12 protein-coding genes are annotated in these 17285 nt (G+C 73.7%); 5 read left to right on the top strand and 7 right to left on the bottom strand.

Annotation, left to right across the window (positions count from 1 at the left end):
* Positions 1-35 precede the first annotated feature (35 nt).
* On the bottom strand, positions 36-1070 hold the full coding sequence (locus ACFYP3_RS09765; RefSeq protein WP_388829441.1) for an RNA ligase family protein: 1035 nt from the start codon (positions 1068-1070) through the stop codon (positions 36-38).
* Positions 1071-1224: 154 nt separating this feature from the next.
* Here ACFYP3_RS09765 and ACFYP3_RS09760 point away from each other — a divergent pair, with 154 nt between their 5' ends.
* Positions 1225-1560 carry an antibiotic biosynthesis monooxygenase family protein gene (locus tag ACFYP3_RS09760; RefSeq protein ID WP_388829438.1) on the top strand — a complete coding sequence of 112 codons (336 nt, stop codon included), beginning with the start codon at positions 1225-1227 and terminating at the stop codon, positions 1558-1560.
* Here the strand turns inward: ACFYP3_RS09760 and ACFYP3_RS09755 are convergent.
* Entirely contained in the window at positions 1557-2471 is a 915-nt protein-coding gene (locus ACFYP3_RS09755) for an MBL fold metallo-hydrolase (RefSeq protein WP_388829435.1), read from the bottom strand. The genes ACFYP3_RS09760 and ACFYP3_RS09755 overlap by 4 nt on opposite strands.
* Positions 2472-2646: 175 nt before the next feature.
* Here ACFYP3_RS09755 and ACFYP3_RS09750 point away from each other — a divergent pair, with 175 nt between their 5' ends.
* Positions 2647-3213: a TetR/AcrR family transcriptional regulator gene (locus ACFYP3_RS09750; RefSeq protein WP_388829681.1), complete on the top strand. Its 567-nt coding sequence runs from the start codon at positions 2647-2649 to the stop codon at positions 3211-3213.
* 70 nt (positions 3214-3283) lie between these two features.
* Positions 3284-3799 (top strand): GNAT family N-acetyltransferase, encoded by a 516-nt coding sequence (locus ACFYP3_RS09745; protein WP_388829432.1) that lies wholly within the window; start codon positions 3284-3286, stop codon positions 3797-3799.
* Between the two features lie 39 nt (positions 3800-3838).
* Here ACFYP3_RS09745 and ACFYP3_RS09740 read toward each other — a convergent pair whose 3' ends face one another.
* The 3 genes from ACFYP3_RS09740 to ACFYP3_RS09730 form a co-directional block, all read right to left on the bottom strand.
* A complete protein-coding gene (locus ACFYP3_RS09740; RefSeq protein ID WP_388829429.1) occupies positions 3839-6478 on the bottom strand; it encodes a SpoIIE family protein phosphatase in 2640 nt (879 codons plus the stop codon).
* 256 nt (positions 6479-6734) lie between these two features.
* The gene (locus ACFYP3_RS09735) at positions 6735-8606 is read right to left on the bottom strand and encodes a VanW family protein (protein ID WP_388829426.1); all 1872 of its coding nucleotides are present in this window, start codon (positions 8604-8606) and stop codon (positions 6735-6737) included.
* A gap of 136 nt (positions 8607-8742) precedes the next feature.
* Positions 8743-8949 carry a zinc-binding dehydrogenase gene (locus ACFYP3_RS09730; protein ID WP_388829678.1) on the bottom strand — a complete coding sequence of 69 codons (207 nt, stop codon included), beginning with the start codon at positions 8947-8949 and terminating at the stop codon, positions 8743-8745.
* Positions 8950-9445: 496 nt separating this feature from the next.
* On the opposite strand from ACFYP3_RS09730, the gene ACFYP3_RS09725 reads away from it, so the two are divergent.
* Together ACFYP3_RS09725 and ACFYP3_RS09720 are read left to right on the top strand one after the other, a co-directional pair.
* Entirely contained in the window at positions 9446-9736 is a 291-nt protein-coding gene (locus ACFYP3_RS09725; protein WP_388829675.1) for a DUF1330 domain-containing protein, read from the top strand.
* A 100-nt stretch (positions 9737-9836) separates the two neighbouring features.
* Entirely contained in the window at positions 9837-11735 is a 1899-nt protein-coding gene (locus tag ACFYP3_RS09720) for a protein kinase (protein ID WP_388829423.1), read from the top strand.
* Between the two features lie 48 nt (positions 11736-11783).
* Here the strand turns inward: ACFYP3_RS09720 and ACFYP3_RS09715 are convergent, their stop codons facing one another.
* Both ACFYP3_RS09715 and ACFYP3_RS09710 read right to left on the bottom strand, forming a co-directional pair.
* A complete protein-coding gene (locus ACFYP3_RS09715; protein WP_388829420.1) occupies positions 11784-13187 on the bottom strand; it encodes a M1 family metallopeptidase in 1404 nt (467 codons plus the stop codon).
* Positions 13188-13278: 91 nt separating this feature from the next.
* Complete coding sequence (locus ACFYP3_RS09710; protein WP_388829417.1) at positions 13279-17214, bottom strand: Pls/PosA family non-ribosomal peptide synthetase; 3936 nt, start codon at positions 17212-17214, stop codon at positions 13279-13281.
* Positions 17215-17285: the final 71 nt, after the last annotated feature.

Genomic DNA, 17285 nt, shown 5'->3' with positions numbered 1-17285 from the left:
CCGCCGACCACGGTGCCGCGTAGGGGACAGCGCGCTCAGACCCCGCGGTCGGCCGCGTCGAAGCGGGCCAGGGACAGGGCTCCGGCGTGCAAGGAGTCCTCCAGCGCGCGCCGCGTCGCCCCGTCCAGTCCGCCCAGGGCTTCCGCCACCTCCTCGGTGGCGTCCCGGGCCATCTCGACGGCCAGTTCTGCCGGCGGCGTACGGGGGCCCAGCTTGCTCACCGCCGACGCGGCCCGGGCCGGGGTGAGCAGGCCGGTGCCGTGCGCGAGCAGCCAGCCGGGGACACCGGCCGCGCCCTGCGCGGGTGCCTGGTAGGGGCGCGAGCCGTCGAACCGTTCGTCCTCGGCGAAGGCGGGCTGCTTGAACTTGGCCATGGGCCGCCCGGACCCCCCGGTTTCCCCGGTTTCCCCGGTTTCCCCGGTTTCCCCGGCGGGCTTGACGACCAGGCCCTCCGCGAGGTTGTCCGGCAGCGCGGGCAGGCCCAGCAGGCCGGGCAGCCGGGTGGGGAAGCGCACGGGCAGTTCCTGGAGCCGGGCGATCGGCCCCTCGGCCAGCCGCGGGACGCAGACCAGGCCGGCCGCGGCCGCCGCCGCGCGCAGCGTCCGGTCGGCGACCCAGCGCGGGCCGTCCTCGTTCCCGTGGGCGACGGTCGCGTCGAAGGGCAGCCACAGCAGGTCGGGGGCGTACCAGACGCCGGTCTGTACGGGCTCCGCGCCCTGCGTCGGCGGCACGTCGGGGTGGGGGTAGCGGCCGCCCGCGAGTTCGCCGTAGAGGGTCACGACCGCCGTGGCCGGGGCCCCGCAGTCCGTACGCAGGGCTTGCGCGCAGCGCAGCGCCGCGACCGCCAGGGCGGGCCAGATCCGGCCGACGCCGAAGAACTCGTCCAGTCCGGCGTCGGCGAGGAGTTCGCGCCGCTTGGCCGGATGCGCGCCCGCCCCGTCGCACACGACGGCGAAGTTGGCGCCGTGGATCTTCTCGTGGGCGACCCAGTTCCGTCCGCGGACCTCGCCCAGTCGGCGGTTCGCGGGGATCTTCGGATACGGGGACCAGGGGCGGGGTTCGGGGTGCACCGCGCGATGGTAGCGAGCACGTCGGGTGCGGGGCACGGGATTTGCGCGGGGCGCCGACGCGGCCTCGGGGAGGGCATCCCCGGCAGCGAGGTGGCTGGTCGGCGCCTTCTAGGGTGGCCACGACAACCGACCGGCTTGGAAGGGGAATCCGGACGTGTTCGCTGTGATCTACCGGTGGCGGCTCCACCCGGGCCTGGAGCGGCAGTTCGCCGACGGCTGGCACCGGGTGACGGCGGCCATCCACGCGAGGTGCGGCTCGTACGGCTCGCGGCTGCACCGGGCGGACGACGGCACCTGGGTGGCGTACGCCCGCTGGCCCGACGAGCAGACGCGTGAACGGTGTTCGGCGCCCGACCCGCAGGGAATGGCCATGATGCTGGAGGCGATCGCGGAACGCTTCCCGGAGACCCGGCTGCAGATCGTCGACGACCTGCTCTCCGAACCCGAGCGGGAACCCGCTCCGGAACCCGCGAACGAGCCGCTCGGCTAGTGCCCGTCGGCGGGGACGGGCACGAGCCGGTAGGCGCCCTCGTGGGAGACGACGCGGCCGGCGGTGGGCGGCGCGAAGTGGGTGCCCAGGAGGAGGGCGTCCGTACCGGCGAGCGTGCCGAGCAGCGTGCGGCGCGACGTCTCGGACCGTGCCGGGTCGATGTCGACGCAGGCTCCGATGCCGGGGTGGGCCAGCTGGACGGGGTGGTGGATGCAGTCACCGGTGATCACGGCCGTCCGGTCACGGCTGGTCAGCTCGACGGCGACGTGGCCGGGGGTGTGGCCGGGCGTGGGGAGCAGGCGTAGGTGCGGGGCGAGGGTGGCGCCCCCGGCGGGGACGTCGACGAGGTCGAGCAGCCCCGCCTCCTCCACCGGGATCACGGAGTCGACGAACATCTGCCTGCGCGCCCCGTCCATGTCGTAGCCGGCCCAGAACTCCCTCTCGGTGCGGGAGGTGACGTAGCGGGCGTGAGGGAAGGTCGGGACCCACTCTCCGTCCACCTGGCGCGTGTTCCAGCCGACGTGGTCGGCGTGCAGGTGGGTGAGGACCACGAGGTCGACCGATTCCGGGGGGAATCCGGCGGCGGTGAGGCGCTGGAGGTAGTCGGTGTTCAGGTCGTGCCATGCGGGGTTGGCGCGTTCCTTGCCGTTGCCGATGCCGGTGTCCACCAGGACGCGCAGCCCGTCGACGGTGAACGCGAAGCTGTGACTGTCGATGCGCAGGATGCCCTCGTCGTCGGCGAAGTGGGGGCGCAGCCAGTCCTGCCCGGCGACGACCGCGGGGGTGGCGTCCGGCAGCAGCCAGGGCCCGGTGGCGGGCGGCAGGAGGGTCTCGTCGATGCGGTGGACGGTGACGTCTCCCACGGTCCAGGTGGGGAGGGCGGTCGGATGGGCGGCCGGCGGAGTGCTCATGGCGGTGCGTTTCCTCGGTCTCGTTCCGGGTCCGGTCGGTTCGGCCTGGCCGGTCTGGTGGTTGGGCTCCCAGGCGCTCAACGCAATCGGTTCGCTTTAACTCACCGTAGAGCCGTACGGTCGACTAACGCAAACCCTTCGCTTTTGCGCTACGGTGGACGGCGTGAGCAGGCAGATGGTGCGCCCCGGCGGGCGCAGCGCCCGGGTCCAGGCAGCGGTGCACACCGCGGTACGCGAACTCACCGCGGAGGTGGGTCGGGACGCCCTGACGGTTCCGCTGATCGCCCGGCGTGCGGGGGTGACCCCGTCGACGGTCTACCGTCGCTGGGGCGACCTGCGGGAGCTGTTGTCGGACGTGGCGGTCGAGCGCCTGCGCCCCGAGACCGCGCCCGAGGACCACGGCACGCTGTCGGCCGACCTGACCGACTGGGCCGAGCAGTTCCTCGACGAGATGTCCTCCCCTGCCGGCCGCGCCTACGTCCGCGACGCCCTGCTCGGCGACCCGGACGGCAGCAACGCCGGCCGGTGTTCGGCCTACGCCGCCGAACAGATCGCCGTCGTCCTGACCCGTGCCGCGGAGCGCGGGGAGCGGGCACCCGACGTCGAAACGGTCATGGACCGGATCGTCGCCCCTCTGATGTACCGCCTCCTCTTCCGCCCCCAAGGCCTCGACACGGCGTACGCGCACCGCCTCGTGACGGCAACCCTCGACACGGCGACTCTCGACCGCCCCGACCACTGACCGCCGGAACACCGCCACGCACCGGGAAACCCGCTTCGTCCCGGGGCACCCGTGGCGTTAGCGTGGCGCGATGACGCATGTGCGCGAGATGGACGCGGCCGACATCGAGGCCGTCTCGACGATCCGCGTCCGGGGGTGGCAGGCGGCGTACGCCGGCATCGTTCCCCGGACGTACCTGGACGCGATGACGGTCGAGGCCGATGCGAGCATGCGGCGGCAGTGGTTCTCCTCACCCCGCGGGGAGTCGATGGACCTGGTGGCGCACGGCGAGCGCGGCCCGGTGGGGTGGGTCTGCTTCGGGCCGTGTCGAAGTCCGCTGCCGGGCCCGCTACGGGTGGCCGAGGTCTACGCCCTGTACGTCTCACCCGACCTGACCGGCCAGGGCATCGGGCGGATGCTCCTCGGCGAGGCCCACTCCCGGATGGAGGGGCAGGGGTTCGGGGCGTCGGCCCTGTGGGTGCTGCGCGACAACCGGCGGGCCCGCCGCTTCTACGAGCGGGCCGGCTATCGGGCCGACGGCGCGGCTCAGGACGACGTCTACGGCGAGGTCACGCTCACGGAGCTCCGCTACCTGCGCGGGCTCTGAGTTCAAGGGCGCTCGCGGCCACTCGGCGCTTGCGGCCGCTCAGAGGGGGTCCACGTCCAGGAAGGCGGCGATCGCGGGTTCGGCGCCGCCCGGGGTGCCGGGGAGGAGCAGTTCCGCCCAGATGACCTTGCCCTCGGGGGTGTAGCGCGTGCCCCAGTGTTCGCTGAGCTGGGCCACCAGGAACAGTCCGCGGCCGCCCTCGTCCGTCGTGGCGGCGTACCGCAGGTGGGGGGCCGTGCTGCTGCCGTCCCACACCTCGCAGGTCAGGGTGTGGTCGTGGAGGAGGCGGACGCGGACCGGCTCGCTGCCGTGCCTCAGGGCGTTGGTGATCAGTTCGCTGAGGATCAGTTCCGTGGCGAAGCCGAGTTCGGACAGGCCCCACTCGTCGAGCTTCTTCGCCGCGACGCTGCGCATGGCGCCCACGGCGCTCGGCTCGAACGGTACGTTCCACTGCGCGACCCGGTCCGGTCCGAGGGTCCGGGTCCGCGCGATGAGCAGCGCCACGTCGTCGGTCGGCCGGGGCGGCAGCAGCATGTCGAGCACGGCCCGGCAGCTTTCCTGGGGGTCGCGGTCGGGATGGCTCAGCGCCGCCCGCAGCAGTTCCAGTCCCTCGCCGATGTCCCGGGTCCGCTCCTCGATCAGACCGTCCGTGTAGAGGACGAGCTGGCTGCCCTCCTCCAGGTCCAGCTCCGCGGTCTCGAACGGCATGCCGCCGAGGCCCAGCGGGGGTCCGGCCGGCAGCTCCACGATCTCCGTCGTGCCGTCGGGGGCGACGACGAGGGGCGGCAGGTGCCCCGCCCGCGCCACCGTGCAGCGCTGGGACACCGGGTCGTAGATCGCGTAGAGGCAGGTCGCGCCCATGATCCCGCCCCCGCCGTCCGTGTCGTTGCCGTCCCCGTCGCGGTCGTGGTCGATGCGCTGTACGAGGTCGTCGAGCCGGGCCAGGATCTCGTCGGGCGGCAGGTCGAGGGAGGAGAAGTTGTGCACCGCCGTGCGCAGCCGCCCCATGGTGGCGGCGGCGTGCAGGCCGTGTCCGACGACGTCTCCGACGACCAGCGCGACCCGGCCGCCCGGGAGCGGGATCACGTCGAACCAGTCGCCGCCCACTCCGGACTGCGCGGGCAGGTAGAAGTGCGCCACGTCCATGGCGCTCTGCTCGGGCAGGGCACGCGGCAGCAGGCTGCGCTGGAGGGTCAGGGCGAGGGCGTGCTCGCGCGTGTAGCGGCGGGCGTTGTCCATGCTGACGGCGGCGCGTGCGACGAGTTCCTCGGCCAGCGACAGCTCGTCCTCGTCGAAGGGTTCCTTCTTCTCCGACCGCCAGAAGTTGACCACTCCGAGTACGACGCCGCGGGCCATGAGGGGGGCCGCGATGAGCGAGTGGATCCCGTACTCGACGATGGCCTGCGCGCGGGGCGGGTCCTGGGCCTGCCAGCCCGGCGCGTCGGCAAGGTCGGTCACGAGCTCCGCGCGGCCGGTGCCGTAGCCGCGTGCCTGCGGGGTGGACGGCAGGAAGTCGATCAGCCGGCCGACCGGGTAGAGCGGGTGGTCGGACCGGATGCCGCTGACCGCCGTGCGCCGCATGTCGGCGCCCGGGGCGGGTTCGTCGCCGTCGAGCACCTGGTCCGCCAGGTCGACCGTGACGTAGTCCGCGAACCGGGGGACGGCGACGGCCGCGAGCTCCTCGGCCGTCCGCACCACGTCGAGGCTGGTGCCGACCTCGCCGCCCGCGTCGTAGAGCAGCTTGAGGCGCCTGCGGGCCGTCTCGGCCCGGGCGGTCAGGACCCGCATCTCGGTGGAGTCGCGGATGGTGACCGCGCTGCCCTCCGGCCGGCCCCGGGGGTGGGTGGGCCGCTGGTTGACCACGAGCAGCCGGTCCCCGCTCTCCAGTACCTCGTCGGTGGCGGTCCGGCCGGAGAGCAGCAGGTCCGACATCCGGCGGTCCAGGCCCGGTACGTCCGCGATGTGGCGTCCGTCGGCGTCCTCCGGCAGCCCGAGCAGCCGCTTGGCCTCGTCGTTCGCGAGCAGCAACCGTCCTTCACCGTCGGTGATCAGCACCCCCTCGCGGACGGCGTGGAGCACCGCGTCGTGGTGCTCGTACATGCGGGTCATCTCCTGCGTGCCGAGCCCGTGGGTCTGGCGGCGCAGGCGTCTGCTGATCAGGGCCGTGCCGACGGTCGCCAGCGCCAGGCCGGTGGCGATGGCCAGGAGGATGACGGGGAGCTGGCGGTCGACGACACCGGTCACGTTCTTCACGGTCAGGCCGGCCGAGACCAGCGCGACGACCTTGCCGTTCTGGTCCTTGACCGGAACGATGGCCTGGATCTCCTTGCCGAGGGGGCCCTGCACGCTTTCGGTGTGGACCTTGCCGGCGAGGGAGGGCTCGATCGTGCCGACGAACCGTTTCCCGATGCGGTCGGGCTTGGGATGGCTGTAGCGGATGCCGTTGGTGTCCATCACGACGATGAAGTCCACGCCGGCGGCCTTGCGCGTCTCTTCGGCACGGGGTTGCAGGAGCGCGGACGGGTTGGACGTCTTCAGCGCGGCCTCGAGCCCCAGGGAGTGGGCGAAGGTCTCGGCCACGGACACCGAGCGGTTGCGCGCCTCGCGGTCGATGTCGTGGCGCGACTGGAGTACGAGGGCCAGCAGTGCCCCGGCCGCGAGCAACACCACGATCGCCACCTGGAGGACGAATACCTGTCCGGCGACGCTCCTGGTCCTGTTGCCTAGCGGTGACCGCACCGACGTGCCCGGCACGGGTGGCGAGGAATGGTCACGAACCCAGTTGTAGCACTTCCGGGCCGCCATGGCTCCCATCGCGCACGGCGCGCGCCGGATCTGTCACACCTCGTCCCGGACCAGCGGTCGGTGTGGCGGGTTTCCGCCGAGGGCGGGCGGGCCGCCCTGTGGCCGTGACGGACGGGGGCTGCGGCCCGAGCTACGGGGTACGCGGCGCTTGCGCTGCCTGGGCGATCCCGTCGGCCCGGCGGGTCTCCGGGGTCTGGCGGCTCCCGGGGGTCTGCTCGGCCGGCTGGGTTCCCGGGGTCGGCGAGGCTCCCGGGGTCTGCGGGGCGCCCGGGGTCGGCGAGGCCTCCGGGGTGCAGGTCACCTCGTCGCGCGGTGTGTAGTGGGTCTTGAACTCCTCGTGCCTGACCTCCTTCCCGCCCTGGACGAAGACACGGCCGACGGCCACGTCGAACCCTTCGAGCGGGGTCTGCACCTCGCACGTCGGCCCACTGCCCGTCCGCTTGGCGGGCGGGGTGATGTTCGTGCGCGGCCCCTTGGTCGCACGGATCTCGTCGTACTTCTTCGTGCCGAGGAGGGAAATGGTCAGCGAGGTGTCGGTGGACCGGGCCTGGATGTAGAGGGGGTGGCCGGAGTCGTTGACCCAGCGCAGGTCGAGGGTGCCCCAGGCGACGGTGGCTTCCCGGCCCTCGGGGTACCGCTCGATGTAGAAGGAGTGGGCGCCGTGCTCGACGGGCTTGACGCCCGCGAAGAACACCGCGTTGTACATGGTGGTGGCGACCGCCGAGACTCCTCCGCCGGGCGATTTCACGTACTGACCGTCGTTGATCATGATGCCGTCGACGAAGCCGTTCTCGGGGGTGCGCTCGCCGACGGTGCGGTTGAAGCTCCACTCCTCCCCCGGCATGACGACGGAGCCGTTGATGAGCTCCACGGCGCGGCCGATGTTGGTGGTGCGGTACGGGGCGGCCGGGAACTCGACGGTGAAGGAGGAGACCTTGTCCCTGATGCCGAGGCGCCGCGCCTCCTCGGCGGAGAGCTCCGGCGGGACGGCCACGGTGGCGAGCTCGCCGGTGCGGGCGTCGCCCGAGCGGGTCAGCAGGGGCAGCACGGCCTTGCCGAGCGCCGCCTCCGTGACCTGCCGTCCCTCGCGGCCCGGATCGCCGATGACCACCCTGCCGTCCGCGTCGAGACGGGGCACGGCGTCGCGCGGGGCCGAGGTGACCGCCCCGATGGGGCGGGCCACGGCGGGGTCGGCGAGCAGGCCCTTGGAGTCCAGGGCCGGTACGAGACGGCCCTGGGCGTCGGCCCGCATCTTCAGGTGCTCGCCGAGGACGCCGGGGCCTATGGACAGGCGCTGCCCTGCGACGGTGAGGTTGACGGGCGCGGACATCGCGGGCTGCGCGAACTGGCGCATGGCCCGTCCCGTCTCCTCGGCGCCGATGCGGGGCTGGGTGCGCTCGACGGGCATCGCGACGGGGCCGCCGGCCGGCCGCAGGTAGGCCGTACGGAGGGTGTCCAGGGCCCGGTCCTCGACGAGGGTGACGCCCTGCTGCGGGGCGACGGCCTTCGCCGCGCCCTTCTCGAACGTGATCGCCCCGTCGCGGGCCTGCTGCCCGGTGGCCGCGCCGATGCGGTCGACAGCGGCCCGGGCGGTCTGCTCGTTCATCCGGATCACCGGTTCGACCGCGCGGTCGCCGGAGGCGAAGAGCCGCCCGATGACGGTGGCCGGGCCGTAACCCGGCCGGACGGCGTGGTCGACGGTCGCGGCGGTGTCGAGCGAGAGCCCGAGCGTGGCGGGGTCGGCCTTCTCCACGCGGTCGCCGATCTGCAGGGCGACGGGGGCCGCGGCGGCGGGTCCGAGCTCATGGGTCAGCTTCCGCTGCGCCTGCGCGCGGCTCATCCCGCCGATGTCCACTCCCAGGACGCTCGTGCCCTGGTCGATGTCACCGCCGGCCACGAGCCCGGTGACGTAGAGGCCGCCGCCGAGTCCGAGCACGACGGCGCCGCCCGCCAGCGGCAGGGCGATACGTCGGTTGGAGGTCCAGTTGGCCACGCGTCCCATGTCTCTCCCACGGCGCCTACCGGTCAAGCGGATGGCGCGGGCCTCACAAGCGACCCATATACGACAGTTCCGGGAGGCAATGATCCATGCCAAATGGGTGATTCTGGGGTGAATGTAATAGTTCTCACGATGCCGATCAGGGCTCGCGGGGGTTGAGGTGCCCGCGACCCGTCGCGGTGTGTGAGCGGCACGCGAGGGCGGTCGACCTCTCGCGAGCCGTTGCGACGGCGTGGACGATCTTGCCTGTCGTACGGCGGCCGTCGGCCCGCTCGTGGGCCTCGGCCGCGTCCGCGAGCGGGAGGACGGTGTCGAGCGCGGGTCGCAGCAGCCCGCCTGCGGCCAGTGCGGCGGTCCCGCCACGAAGGCGGCGCCCGGTCCGAGCGGGCGCACGGTGTCAGCCCGTCGCACCTCGGCCGGAGAGGCGAGCGCGACGAGGATGCCGCCGGGGAGCAGCGAGCGGGCCCTGAGGCGCCGGCGAGGCCTCCGGGGGCTCGGTGCCGGGAGTCGGTCGGGTTGGCTCCGGCCGGGCACACCCGTACCAGCACCTCGGTGGGCCCGGGCACCGGGAGCACCTCATCGTCCCCCTGTTCACCTGCAGCCCCGAAGAGAACCCGGGCTGGCTGCCCGACGAACCGGCCGAGGCGCTCGCCCTCTCGCCTCGGGGCTCTGTACGCGACCGTCCAGGCCGGCCGGCTGGGCATCCCGCTCCTGCCCCCCCTGCTCGATGGCGAGGTACCCGTACGCTCCCCGGACCACCTCGGTGATCTTCCGCCGGGTACGCTCGCTCGCAGCAGTGAATCCGGCGTCAGATGCGCACTTTCCGACCAATGGAGGTTCTCGTGGCCAAGGGCTACTGGGTCAGCGCCTACCGCACCATTTCCGACCCCGAGAAGCTGGCTGCCTACAACCAGCTGGCCGGTCCGGCCGTCGAGGCCGGAGGCGGACGGCCGCTCGCCCTCGGCGGGCGGGCCGTCGCCCATGACGACGGCATCGCCGAGCGCGTCGTCCTGATCGAGTTCGACAGCTTCGAACAGGCCGTCGCAGCTCACGCGAGTGAGGCCTACCAGCAGGCGCTGGTCGTCCTGTCCGACGGCGTCGAGCGCGACTTCCGCATCATCGAAGGCGTTTAGGGAGAGCCAGCGCCAAGTCGGCGCTTGGCCAGGCGCGTTGTGCGGGGCAGATCGTCGGGTTAGATTCCTAGAAACTGATTCTAATTCGAGCGGGGCAGACGTGTTAGAGCTGACGGGGAGCGGAGCCGAGCCGCTGGAGGCGGGGGATCCGCGCCGGATCGGGGCCATTCCGCTGGCGGGCCGGCTCGGGGCCGGCGGCATGGGGCGGGTGTACCTCGGCGTCCAAGAGGGCCGGTACGTCGCCGTCAAGCAGCTGCTGTCCTCCGTCGTCGGCGAGGACGAGGACTTCCTGCGGCGGTTCGGGCACGAGCTGGACAACCTCGCCCGGCTGCCCGCGGAGGCCACCGCGCCGCTGCTCGCCTGCGACCGCACCGCGAGCCCGCCGTGGTTCGCCACCGCGTACATCCCCGGGCTCACCCTGCGGGAGGCCATCACGCTGCACGGGGGCCCGCTGCCCGCGGACGCGCTGTGGCTGCTGCTGCGGGAGGCGGCGGCGGGCCTCGCGTCGGTGCACGCGCTGGACATGGTGCACCGGGACCTCAAGCCGTCCAACGTGATGCTGACGCTCGACGGTCTCACCCTCATCGACTTCGGCGTCGCACGCGCCGCGGAGCAGAGCCAGCTGACCCGGACCGGCATGGTGGTGGGCACGCCCGCCTACATGGCGCCCGAACAGGCCTCGGGCAGGCGACGGTTGAGCGGTGCCACCGACGTCTTCGCGCTGGGCTCGGTCCTCGCGTACGCGGCGTGCGGCCGGCCGCCCTTCGGCGACGAGTCGGGGCACGGCGTGCTGTACCGCATCGTCCACGAGGAGCCCGACCTGGATCCGTTGCGGGAGGCGGAGCCGGAGCTGGCCGACCTCGTCGCGGCCTGCCTGGCCAAGGACCCCGACGAGCGCCCCACCGCCGCCGAACTCCTCGAACGCGCCACGGGGCACGGCCCGTTCACGGAGCCGCTGTGGCCGGCGGCCATCTCCGAGCGGCTGACGGAGCGGGCCGCCTTCGCCGCGAACGTGCAGGAGGTCGACGTACCGACGCTCCCGCTCGCGGGTGAGAAGCCGGACCCGGATGCCGAAACCGAACCAGCCGCAGCCCCGGCCCCGGACAAGGGTTCCGGGAAGGCACCGGAGGATGCCGGGCCTGCGCCCACGCCCGCCGCGTCCCGCCCGGAACGGCCCGAACGGCGCCGCCGCACCCGCGTCCTGCTGGCCGTCTTCCCCGTCGTCGTGGTCGCGGGCGGCACGACGCTCGGCGTCCAGTACCTGCCGCACACGGGCTCGCCGCAGGCCGACGCGCGCAAGGCCCCGCAGTCGTCGGTCACGGCGCCGGCCGACCCGTCAGCGCCGACGGCGACGGGCGCCGGTCCGGCGGCGACGGCGTCCCCCGCGCAGTCGCCACCCCAGGACCAGGCCCAGGGCGGGGCGGCCGGCGTCCCCCCGAACGCGGCCGCCGCGGGCGCCGGCCAGGGTCCCGGACCCGGCTCCGGCCCGGGCGGCGGCGCCCAGACCGGTCCGGGCGGCGGGGGCGGCGCGGGCGGATCGGGCAACTCCGCGAACGGGGGCGGCGCCGGCAGCACGCGCCCCTCCGGCGGCGGAGCGTCCACGGCCCCCACGGCCCCGGCCCCTCCCGCACCCCCCGCCTCCGGCACCTACCGCTACCGCAACGGCAACAACGGCAAGTGCATCACCCAGGTGTTCGGCGCCTCGGACTTCGGCGAGTGCTCGGACGGCTCCGCCCGCTGGACCGTGCAGGGCAGGTCGGACGGCGGCTTCAGGCTCGTCAACCAGCAGAGCGGTCAGTGCCTGTACTCCAACGGGCTCGGCCAGGCCGTCTTCGTGGGCGACTGCGCCCAGGACATCGGCCGGGTCTGGCGCACGGGCGCCAACGGCAGCCTCCGCAGCGACCTCGGCGGCGGCTGCCTCGACCTGGGCATGGCGAGCGGCCTGGTCACGAACTCCTGCGGCGGGGAGGCCTCCCAGCGCTGGACGAGGCAGAGCTAGGTCGTCCCGTTCGGATCCTGTCGCCCCGGCAGGATCCGAAAGGACGGCCTAAGCCGAGGTCCTTCCGCGGCCCCGGCCCTTGCCGGGGCCGCCGTTCGTCGGGGGGTAGCCGGGCTTCGCCGGTACCGACGGGGAGGGCAGCGGCGGGAGTGCCGGCTCGTAGAGCCACGCCGAGAACAGGTCGTCCAAGGGCTCGGCGGTGTAGCGGGCCACCTGGGTGGTGAAGCCGGCGGTGGTCACCACCCCGTGGCGGTGCACGGTGAGCCAGTCGCGCAGCATGCGGAAGAACGCGCCGTCGCCCAGGGCGCAGCGGACCGCGTGCACGGCGAGGCCGCCGCGCTGGTACAGGCGGTCGTCGAACATCAGCTTGCGGCCCGGGTCGGCCAGCCGCAGGTCCTGCGTCCGCGTGGCCAGCAGCCGGTGCGCGGTGACCGCCAGCTCGTGTGCGGTCCGCCCGCCGGAGCGCTCCGACCAGAGCCACTCGGCGTACTTCGCGAAGCCCTCGTTCAGCCAGATGTGCCGCCAGTCGGCGATGGTCACGCTGTTGCCGAACCACTGGTGTGCGAGCTCGTGGGCGATGAGGCGTTCCGAGCCGCGCGCGCCGTCGACGTGGTTGGTGCCGAACAGGGAGAGGCCCTGGGCCTCGACGGGTACGTCCAGTTCCTCGTCGGCGACGACGACCGTGTACTCGCCGAAGGGGTAGGGCCCGAACAGTTCCTCGAACAGCTGCATCATCGCGGGCTGCCGGGCGAAGTCGCGGGAGAACCGCGGCAGCAGGTGCGGGGGTACGTGGGCGCTCTGCGGGACGCCGCCGAGCCCGGGGTCGCCGAGCAGCACCGTCTGGTGCATGCCGATGGACAGGCCGACGAGGTAGCTGGAGGTCGGCGCCGGCTGCTCGTACACCCAGGTGGTGGTGCTGGCCCTGGTGGTGCGGGTGAGCAGCCGGCCGCCGGCGACGACGGTGTAGGCGGAGGGCGTGTTGACGGAGATCTGGTACGAGGCCTTGTCGGCGGGCCGGTCGTTGCACGGGTACCAGGAGGGGGCGCCGACCGGCTGGCTGGCCACCAGCGCGCCGTCGGTCAGTTCCTCCCAGCCGAGGCCGCCCCAGGGGCTGCGCACCGGTTTCGGGTTGCCCGCCCAGTGGACCTCCACGGTGAAGGCGGCGCCGGCGGGCAGCGGCTTGGCCGGCCGGATGCGGAGCTTGCCGCCGCGGTGCGCGTAGTGCGGGGCCCGGCCGTTGACGAGGACGCGTCCTATTCTGAACTCGGCCAGGTTGAGGTGGAACTCGGTGAGCGGGGCCCGTCCGGCGATGGCGCTGAGCCGGGCCGTCCCGGCCAGCCGGTTGGGGCCGGGACGGTATTCCAGAGCGAGTTCGTACCGGTGCACTCGGTAACGGGAGTCGCCGTTGGCCGGAAAGTACGGGTCCGACACCTCTGTCTTCTGGCCGCTCACTGCCGCTTCCGCTCCCTGCGCTGTGCTCGTACGACGTGCTGGTGTCCCGCTGCCGCCGCTGCCGTTGCCGACCACCGCAGGGACGGTCCGTTCAGGACCGCCACGCCTCGATCGGATTGCCCAGCCAGCGGGTGTCGGCGGGGACGGATTCCCCGGCCATCACGAGAGAGGCGGGACCCAGTGTGCTGCGGGCCCCGACCGTGCTGCCGGGCAGGACGATTCCGCCCGGGCCCAGGGTGGCGCCCTCGCGGAGGACCACAGTATCCGTCCTCAAGATCCGGTCGTGGAAGAGGTGTGTCTGCAACACACAGCCGCGGTTCACGCTGACCGCGTCGCCCAGCACGACCAGGTCCATCTCGGGCAGCCAGTAGCTCTCGCACCACACGCCGCGGCCGATGCGGGCCCCGAGCGCGCGCAGCCACAGGGCCAGCAGCGGGGTGCCGGGTACGGATCCGGCCAGCCAGGGCACGGCCAGTACCTCGACGAAGGTGTCGGCGAGTTCGTTGCGCCATACGAACGCGCTCCACAGCGGGTGCTCGCCGGCCCGGTGGCGGCCGACCAGCAGCCACTTCGCGGCCACCGAGACGGCGCAGGCGGCCACGCCGGCGGACAGCAGGACCGCTCCGGACAGCAGGGTGGCGCCCGGGATCCCCAGGCCGGTCGCCGTGCTCAGCGCGCAGAGCGCCGCCACGGTCAGGACGGCCAGCGCGGCCGAGCAGAAGACGGGGACGAGCCGGCACAGCTCCACCAGCCCGCGCGCCCACAGCAGGTGCGCGGGCGGGTCGTAGGTCCGGCTCTGGTCGGCGTCGGCGGCGGAGCGCGGCAGCTTGACCGGCGGCAGGCCCAGGTACGAGCTGCCCTTCTTGGCCTTCTTCGGGGTGGCGGACAGCACGCCGACGAGGCCGTCGTCCGGCACGGTGCGGCCCGGAGCGGTCATTCCGGAGTTGCCGAGGAAGGCGCGGCGGCCGATCTCGGAGTGTCCGATGCGTACCCAGCCGCCGCCCAGCTCGTAGGGGGCGGTCAAGGTGTCGTCGGCGAGGAAGGCGCCTTCGCCCACGGTGGTGAGGCTCGGCAGCGCGAGGACGGTGGACACCTCCGCGCCCCGGCCGATCTTCATGCCGAGCAGCCGCAGCCACACGGGGGTGATCAGCCCGGCGTAGAGCGGGAAGAGCGTCTCCCTGGACAGGTCCATCAGCTGGGTGACCGTCCACGCCTGCCAGCCGACCCTGCTGTGCGTCGGATGGTTGCCGGTGCGCAGGCCGAGGCTGAGCAGCCGTACGGAGACCAGCAGCAGAAGGGCGTACGCGCAGCCGAAGGCGAGGGCTCCGGGGACGACGGCGACGAGCGCTCCGCGCAGGGCCTGGGCGAGCCCGGCGTCGGCGGGCACGAACCGGCTCACGACGAGCAGGGCGGGCACGGTGGCGAGGACGGGCAGGGCCGTGAGGCAGAAGCCGGTCGCTCCGTACATGGCCCGCCAGTGGACCGAGCGCGGCGGGCGTTGCTTGGGCCAGTTGCGTTTGGCCTTGCCGAGCTTGCCGGCGGGTGCTCCGGCCCAGCGCTGGCCGGTGGGGATCTGGCCGACGACGGCGGAGCCGGGGGCCACCTCGGCCCGCTTGCCGACGCGGGCGCCGGGGAAGAGGATGCTGCGGGTGCCGACCACCGCGCCGGCGCCGACCTTGACCTGGCCGATCTCCAGCCGGTCGCCGTCCAGCCAGTGCCCGGAGAGGTCCACCTCGGACTCCACGGCGCAGCCCCGGCCGAGTTTGAGCATGCCCGTGACCGGGGGCAGGGAGTGCAGGTCCACCTCGGGGCCGATCTTGGCGCCGAGGGCCCGTCCGTAGCGTTCCAGCCAGGAGCCGGTGAGTGAGGTCGCGCCGACGTACTCGGCCAGCCGCTCGGCGGTCCACAGCCTCAGGTGCACGCTCCCGCCGCGCGGGTAGCGGCCCGCCTTGACGCCGCGCAGGAGCAGGCGGGCACCGGCGGCGGCGATCGCGAGGCGGCCGGGCGGGCTGAAGAGGAGCGCGGCTCCGGCGGCGACGAGCCACCAGGAGGCGGTCGGCGCCCACGGGTAGGGACCGAACCAGTGCAGTACGTTGCCGAGGGCCAGCAGCGCCACCGTCCAGCGCAGGCCGACCAGGGTGTACAGCGGGATCAGCAGCAGCGACTGGATCACCTTGGCGCGGAGCGGGACGGGCGCGATGACCCGGGCCGCCTCGTCGTCCCGGACGGACTTCTCCAGGCGGCGGGCCAGCTTGCGCAGGACGGGCTGCTGGTAGATGTCGAGGACGGCCGCACGCGGGTAGCGGGTGCGCAGCCGGGTGGTGAGCTGGGCGGCGGCGAGGCTGCTGCCGCCGATCGCGAAGAAGTCGTCGGCGGCGCTGTTGACGGCCACACCGAGGGTCTCGCTCCACTGCTCGGCGAGCCAGGCCTCGGTGCCGTAGAGCTGCTCGGCGGGGCCGCCGGTCTCCAGTTCGGGCAGCGGCCAGGGCAGCGCGTCGCGGTCCACCTTGCCGGAGGTGCGGGTGGGGAGCTCGTCGACCGGTGCGAGCAGCGGTACGAGGGCGGCGGGCAGCTCGGAGCGCAGCCGCTCGACGGCGGCTGCGTGGTCCCAGCCGTCCTGGGTGACGAGGTAGCCGACGAGGAGCTGGTTGCCGCTGCGGGCGGTCCGTACGGCCGCGGCGGCGCCGGCGACGCCGGGCAGGGCCTGCAGGGCGGCGTCCACCTCGCCCAGCTCGATCCGGCGGCCGCCGAGCTTGATCTGCTCGTCGGCGCGGCCGAGGAAGACCAGGCCTTCGGGTTCGGCGCGGACGAGGTCGCCGCTGCGGTAGGCGCGCTGCCAGCCGAGGGATTCGAGCGGGGCGTACTTCTCGGCGTCCATCGTAGGGTCGAGGTAGCGGGCGAGGCCGACGCCGCCGATGACGAGCTGCCCGCTGCCGCCCATCGGCACCGGCTCCCCGGACTCGTCGACCACGGCCAGTTCCCAGCCGTTGAGGGGCAGGCCGATCCGGACGGGTTCCTCGCCGGTGAGGAGGGCGGCGCAGGCTACGACGGTGGCCTCGGTGGGGCCGTAGGTGTTCCAGACCTCGCGGCCCTCGGTGACCAGGCGCTGGGTGAGCTCGGGCGGGCAGGCCTCGCCGCCGAAGATGAGCAGCCGGACCTCGTTGAGGGTTTCGGGCTCCCAGAGCGCGGCCAGGGTCGGCACGGTGGAGACCACGGTGATCTCCTGGTCGGCCAGCCAGGGGCCCAGGTCGGCGCCGCTGCGGACCTGGGAGCGCGGGACGGGGACGAGGCAGGCGCCGTAGCGCCAGGCGAGCCACATCTCCTCGCAGGAGGCGTCGAAGGCGACGGACAGTCCGGCCATGACGCGGTCGCCGGGTCCGATCGGCTCGTCGGTGAGGAACAGCGCGGCCTCGGCGTCGACGAAGGCGGCGGCGCTGCGGTGGCTGACGGCGACGCCCTTGGGCTTGCCGGTGGAGCCGGACGTGAAGATGATCCACGCGTCGTGCTCGGGGCCGGGCCGTGCGGCGGGTACGGCGGCGTCCGCGGGGCCGGTGGCGTCGATGCGCCCTCCGGCGCCCAGCACCGCACGTACGCCGGCCTCGCCGAAGACCAGCTCGGCGCGCTCGTCGGGGTCCTCGGCGTCGACCGGGACGTAGGCGGCGCCCGCGGCGAGCACGGCGAGGATGCCGGCGTACAGCTCGTTGGTCCCGGACGGCACGCGTACGCCGACCCGGTCGCCGCGGCCCACCCCGGCGGCCGCGAGGGCGCGGCGGCGGCGCTCGACCTCGGCGGCCAGCGCCCGGTAGGTCAAGCGGGTGGTGCCGTCGTCCAGGGCGAGTTCGTCGGGGTACGCGCGTACGGAGGCCTCGAAGATGTCGACGAGGGTGCGCGTCGGGGCGGCGGGTCCGGCGGAGAACCGGGCGGACTTGCCGGACTCCCTCCCCGCGTCGGACGCCCCGCTCGGGTCCCCGTACGCCTCCTCGCCGTCGAGCAGAGTGAGTTCACCGTGCTCAGGTGTTGCAGCCATCGGCCCTCGCGTCTCGTTCCCGGAGGTCCCGGGTCGCCGGGCGGAGCCCAGGTCTGCCCGGGTTGTTCCGT

Origin of the sequence: Streptomyces sp. NPDC005533, assembly GCF_042871845.1 — a bacterium.
GTDB lineage: Bacteria > Actinomycetota > Actinomycetes > Streptomycetales > Streptomycetaceae > Streptomyces.
The sequence above is the reverse complement of the archived record's forward strand: the minus strand, read 5'-3'. Positions and strand labels throughout refer to the sequence as shown.

Excerpts from the sequence above, each read along its gene's own strand:
- ACFYP3_RS09755 (WP_388829435.1), bottom strand. The coding sequence starts at position 2,471 with ATGAGCACTCCGCCGGCCGCCCATCCGACCGCCCTCCCCACCTGGACC.
- ACFYP3_RS09750 (WP_388829681.1), top strand. The coding sequence starts at position 2,647 with ATGGTGCGCCCCGGCGGGCGCAGCGCCCGGGTCCAGGCAGCGGTGCAC.
- ACFYP3_RS09745 (WP_388829432.1), top strand. The coding sequence starts at position 3,284 with ATGACGCATGTGCGCGAGATGGACGCGGCCGACATCGAGGCCGTCTCG.
- ACFYP3_RS09735 (WP_388829426.1), bottom strand. The coding sequence starts at position 8,606 with ATGGGACGCGTGGCCAACTGGACCTCCAACCGACGTATCGCCCTGCCG.
- ACFYP3_RS09710 (WP_388829417.1), bottom strand. The coding sequence starts at position 17,214 with ATGGCTGCAACACCTGAGCACGGTGAACTCACTCTGCTCGACGGCGAG.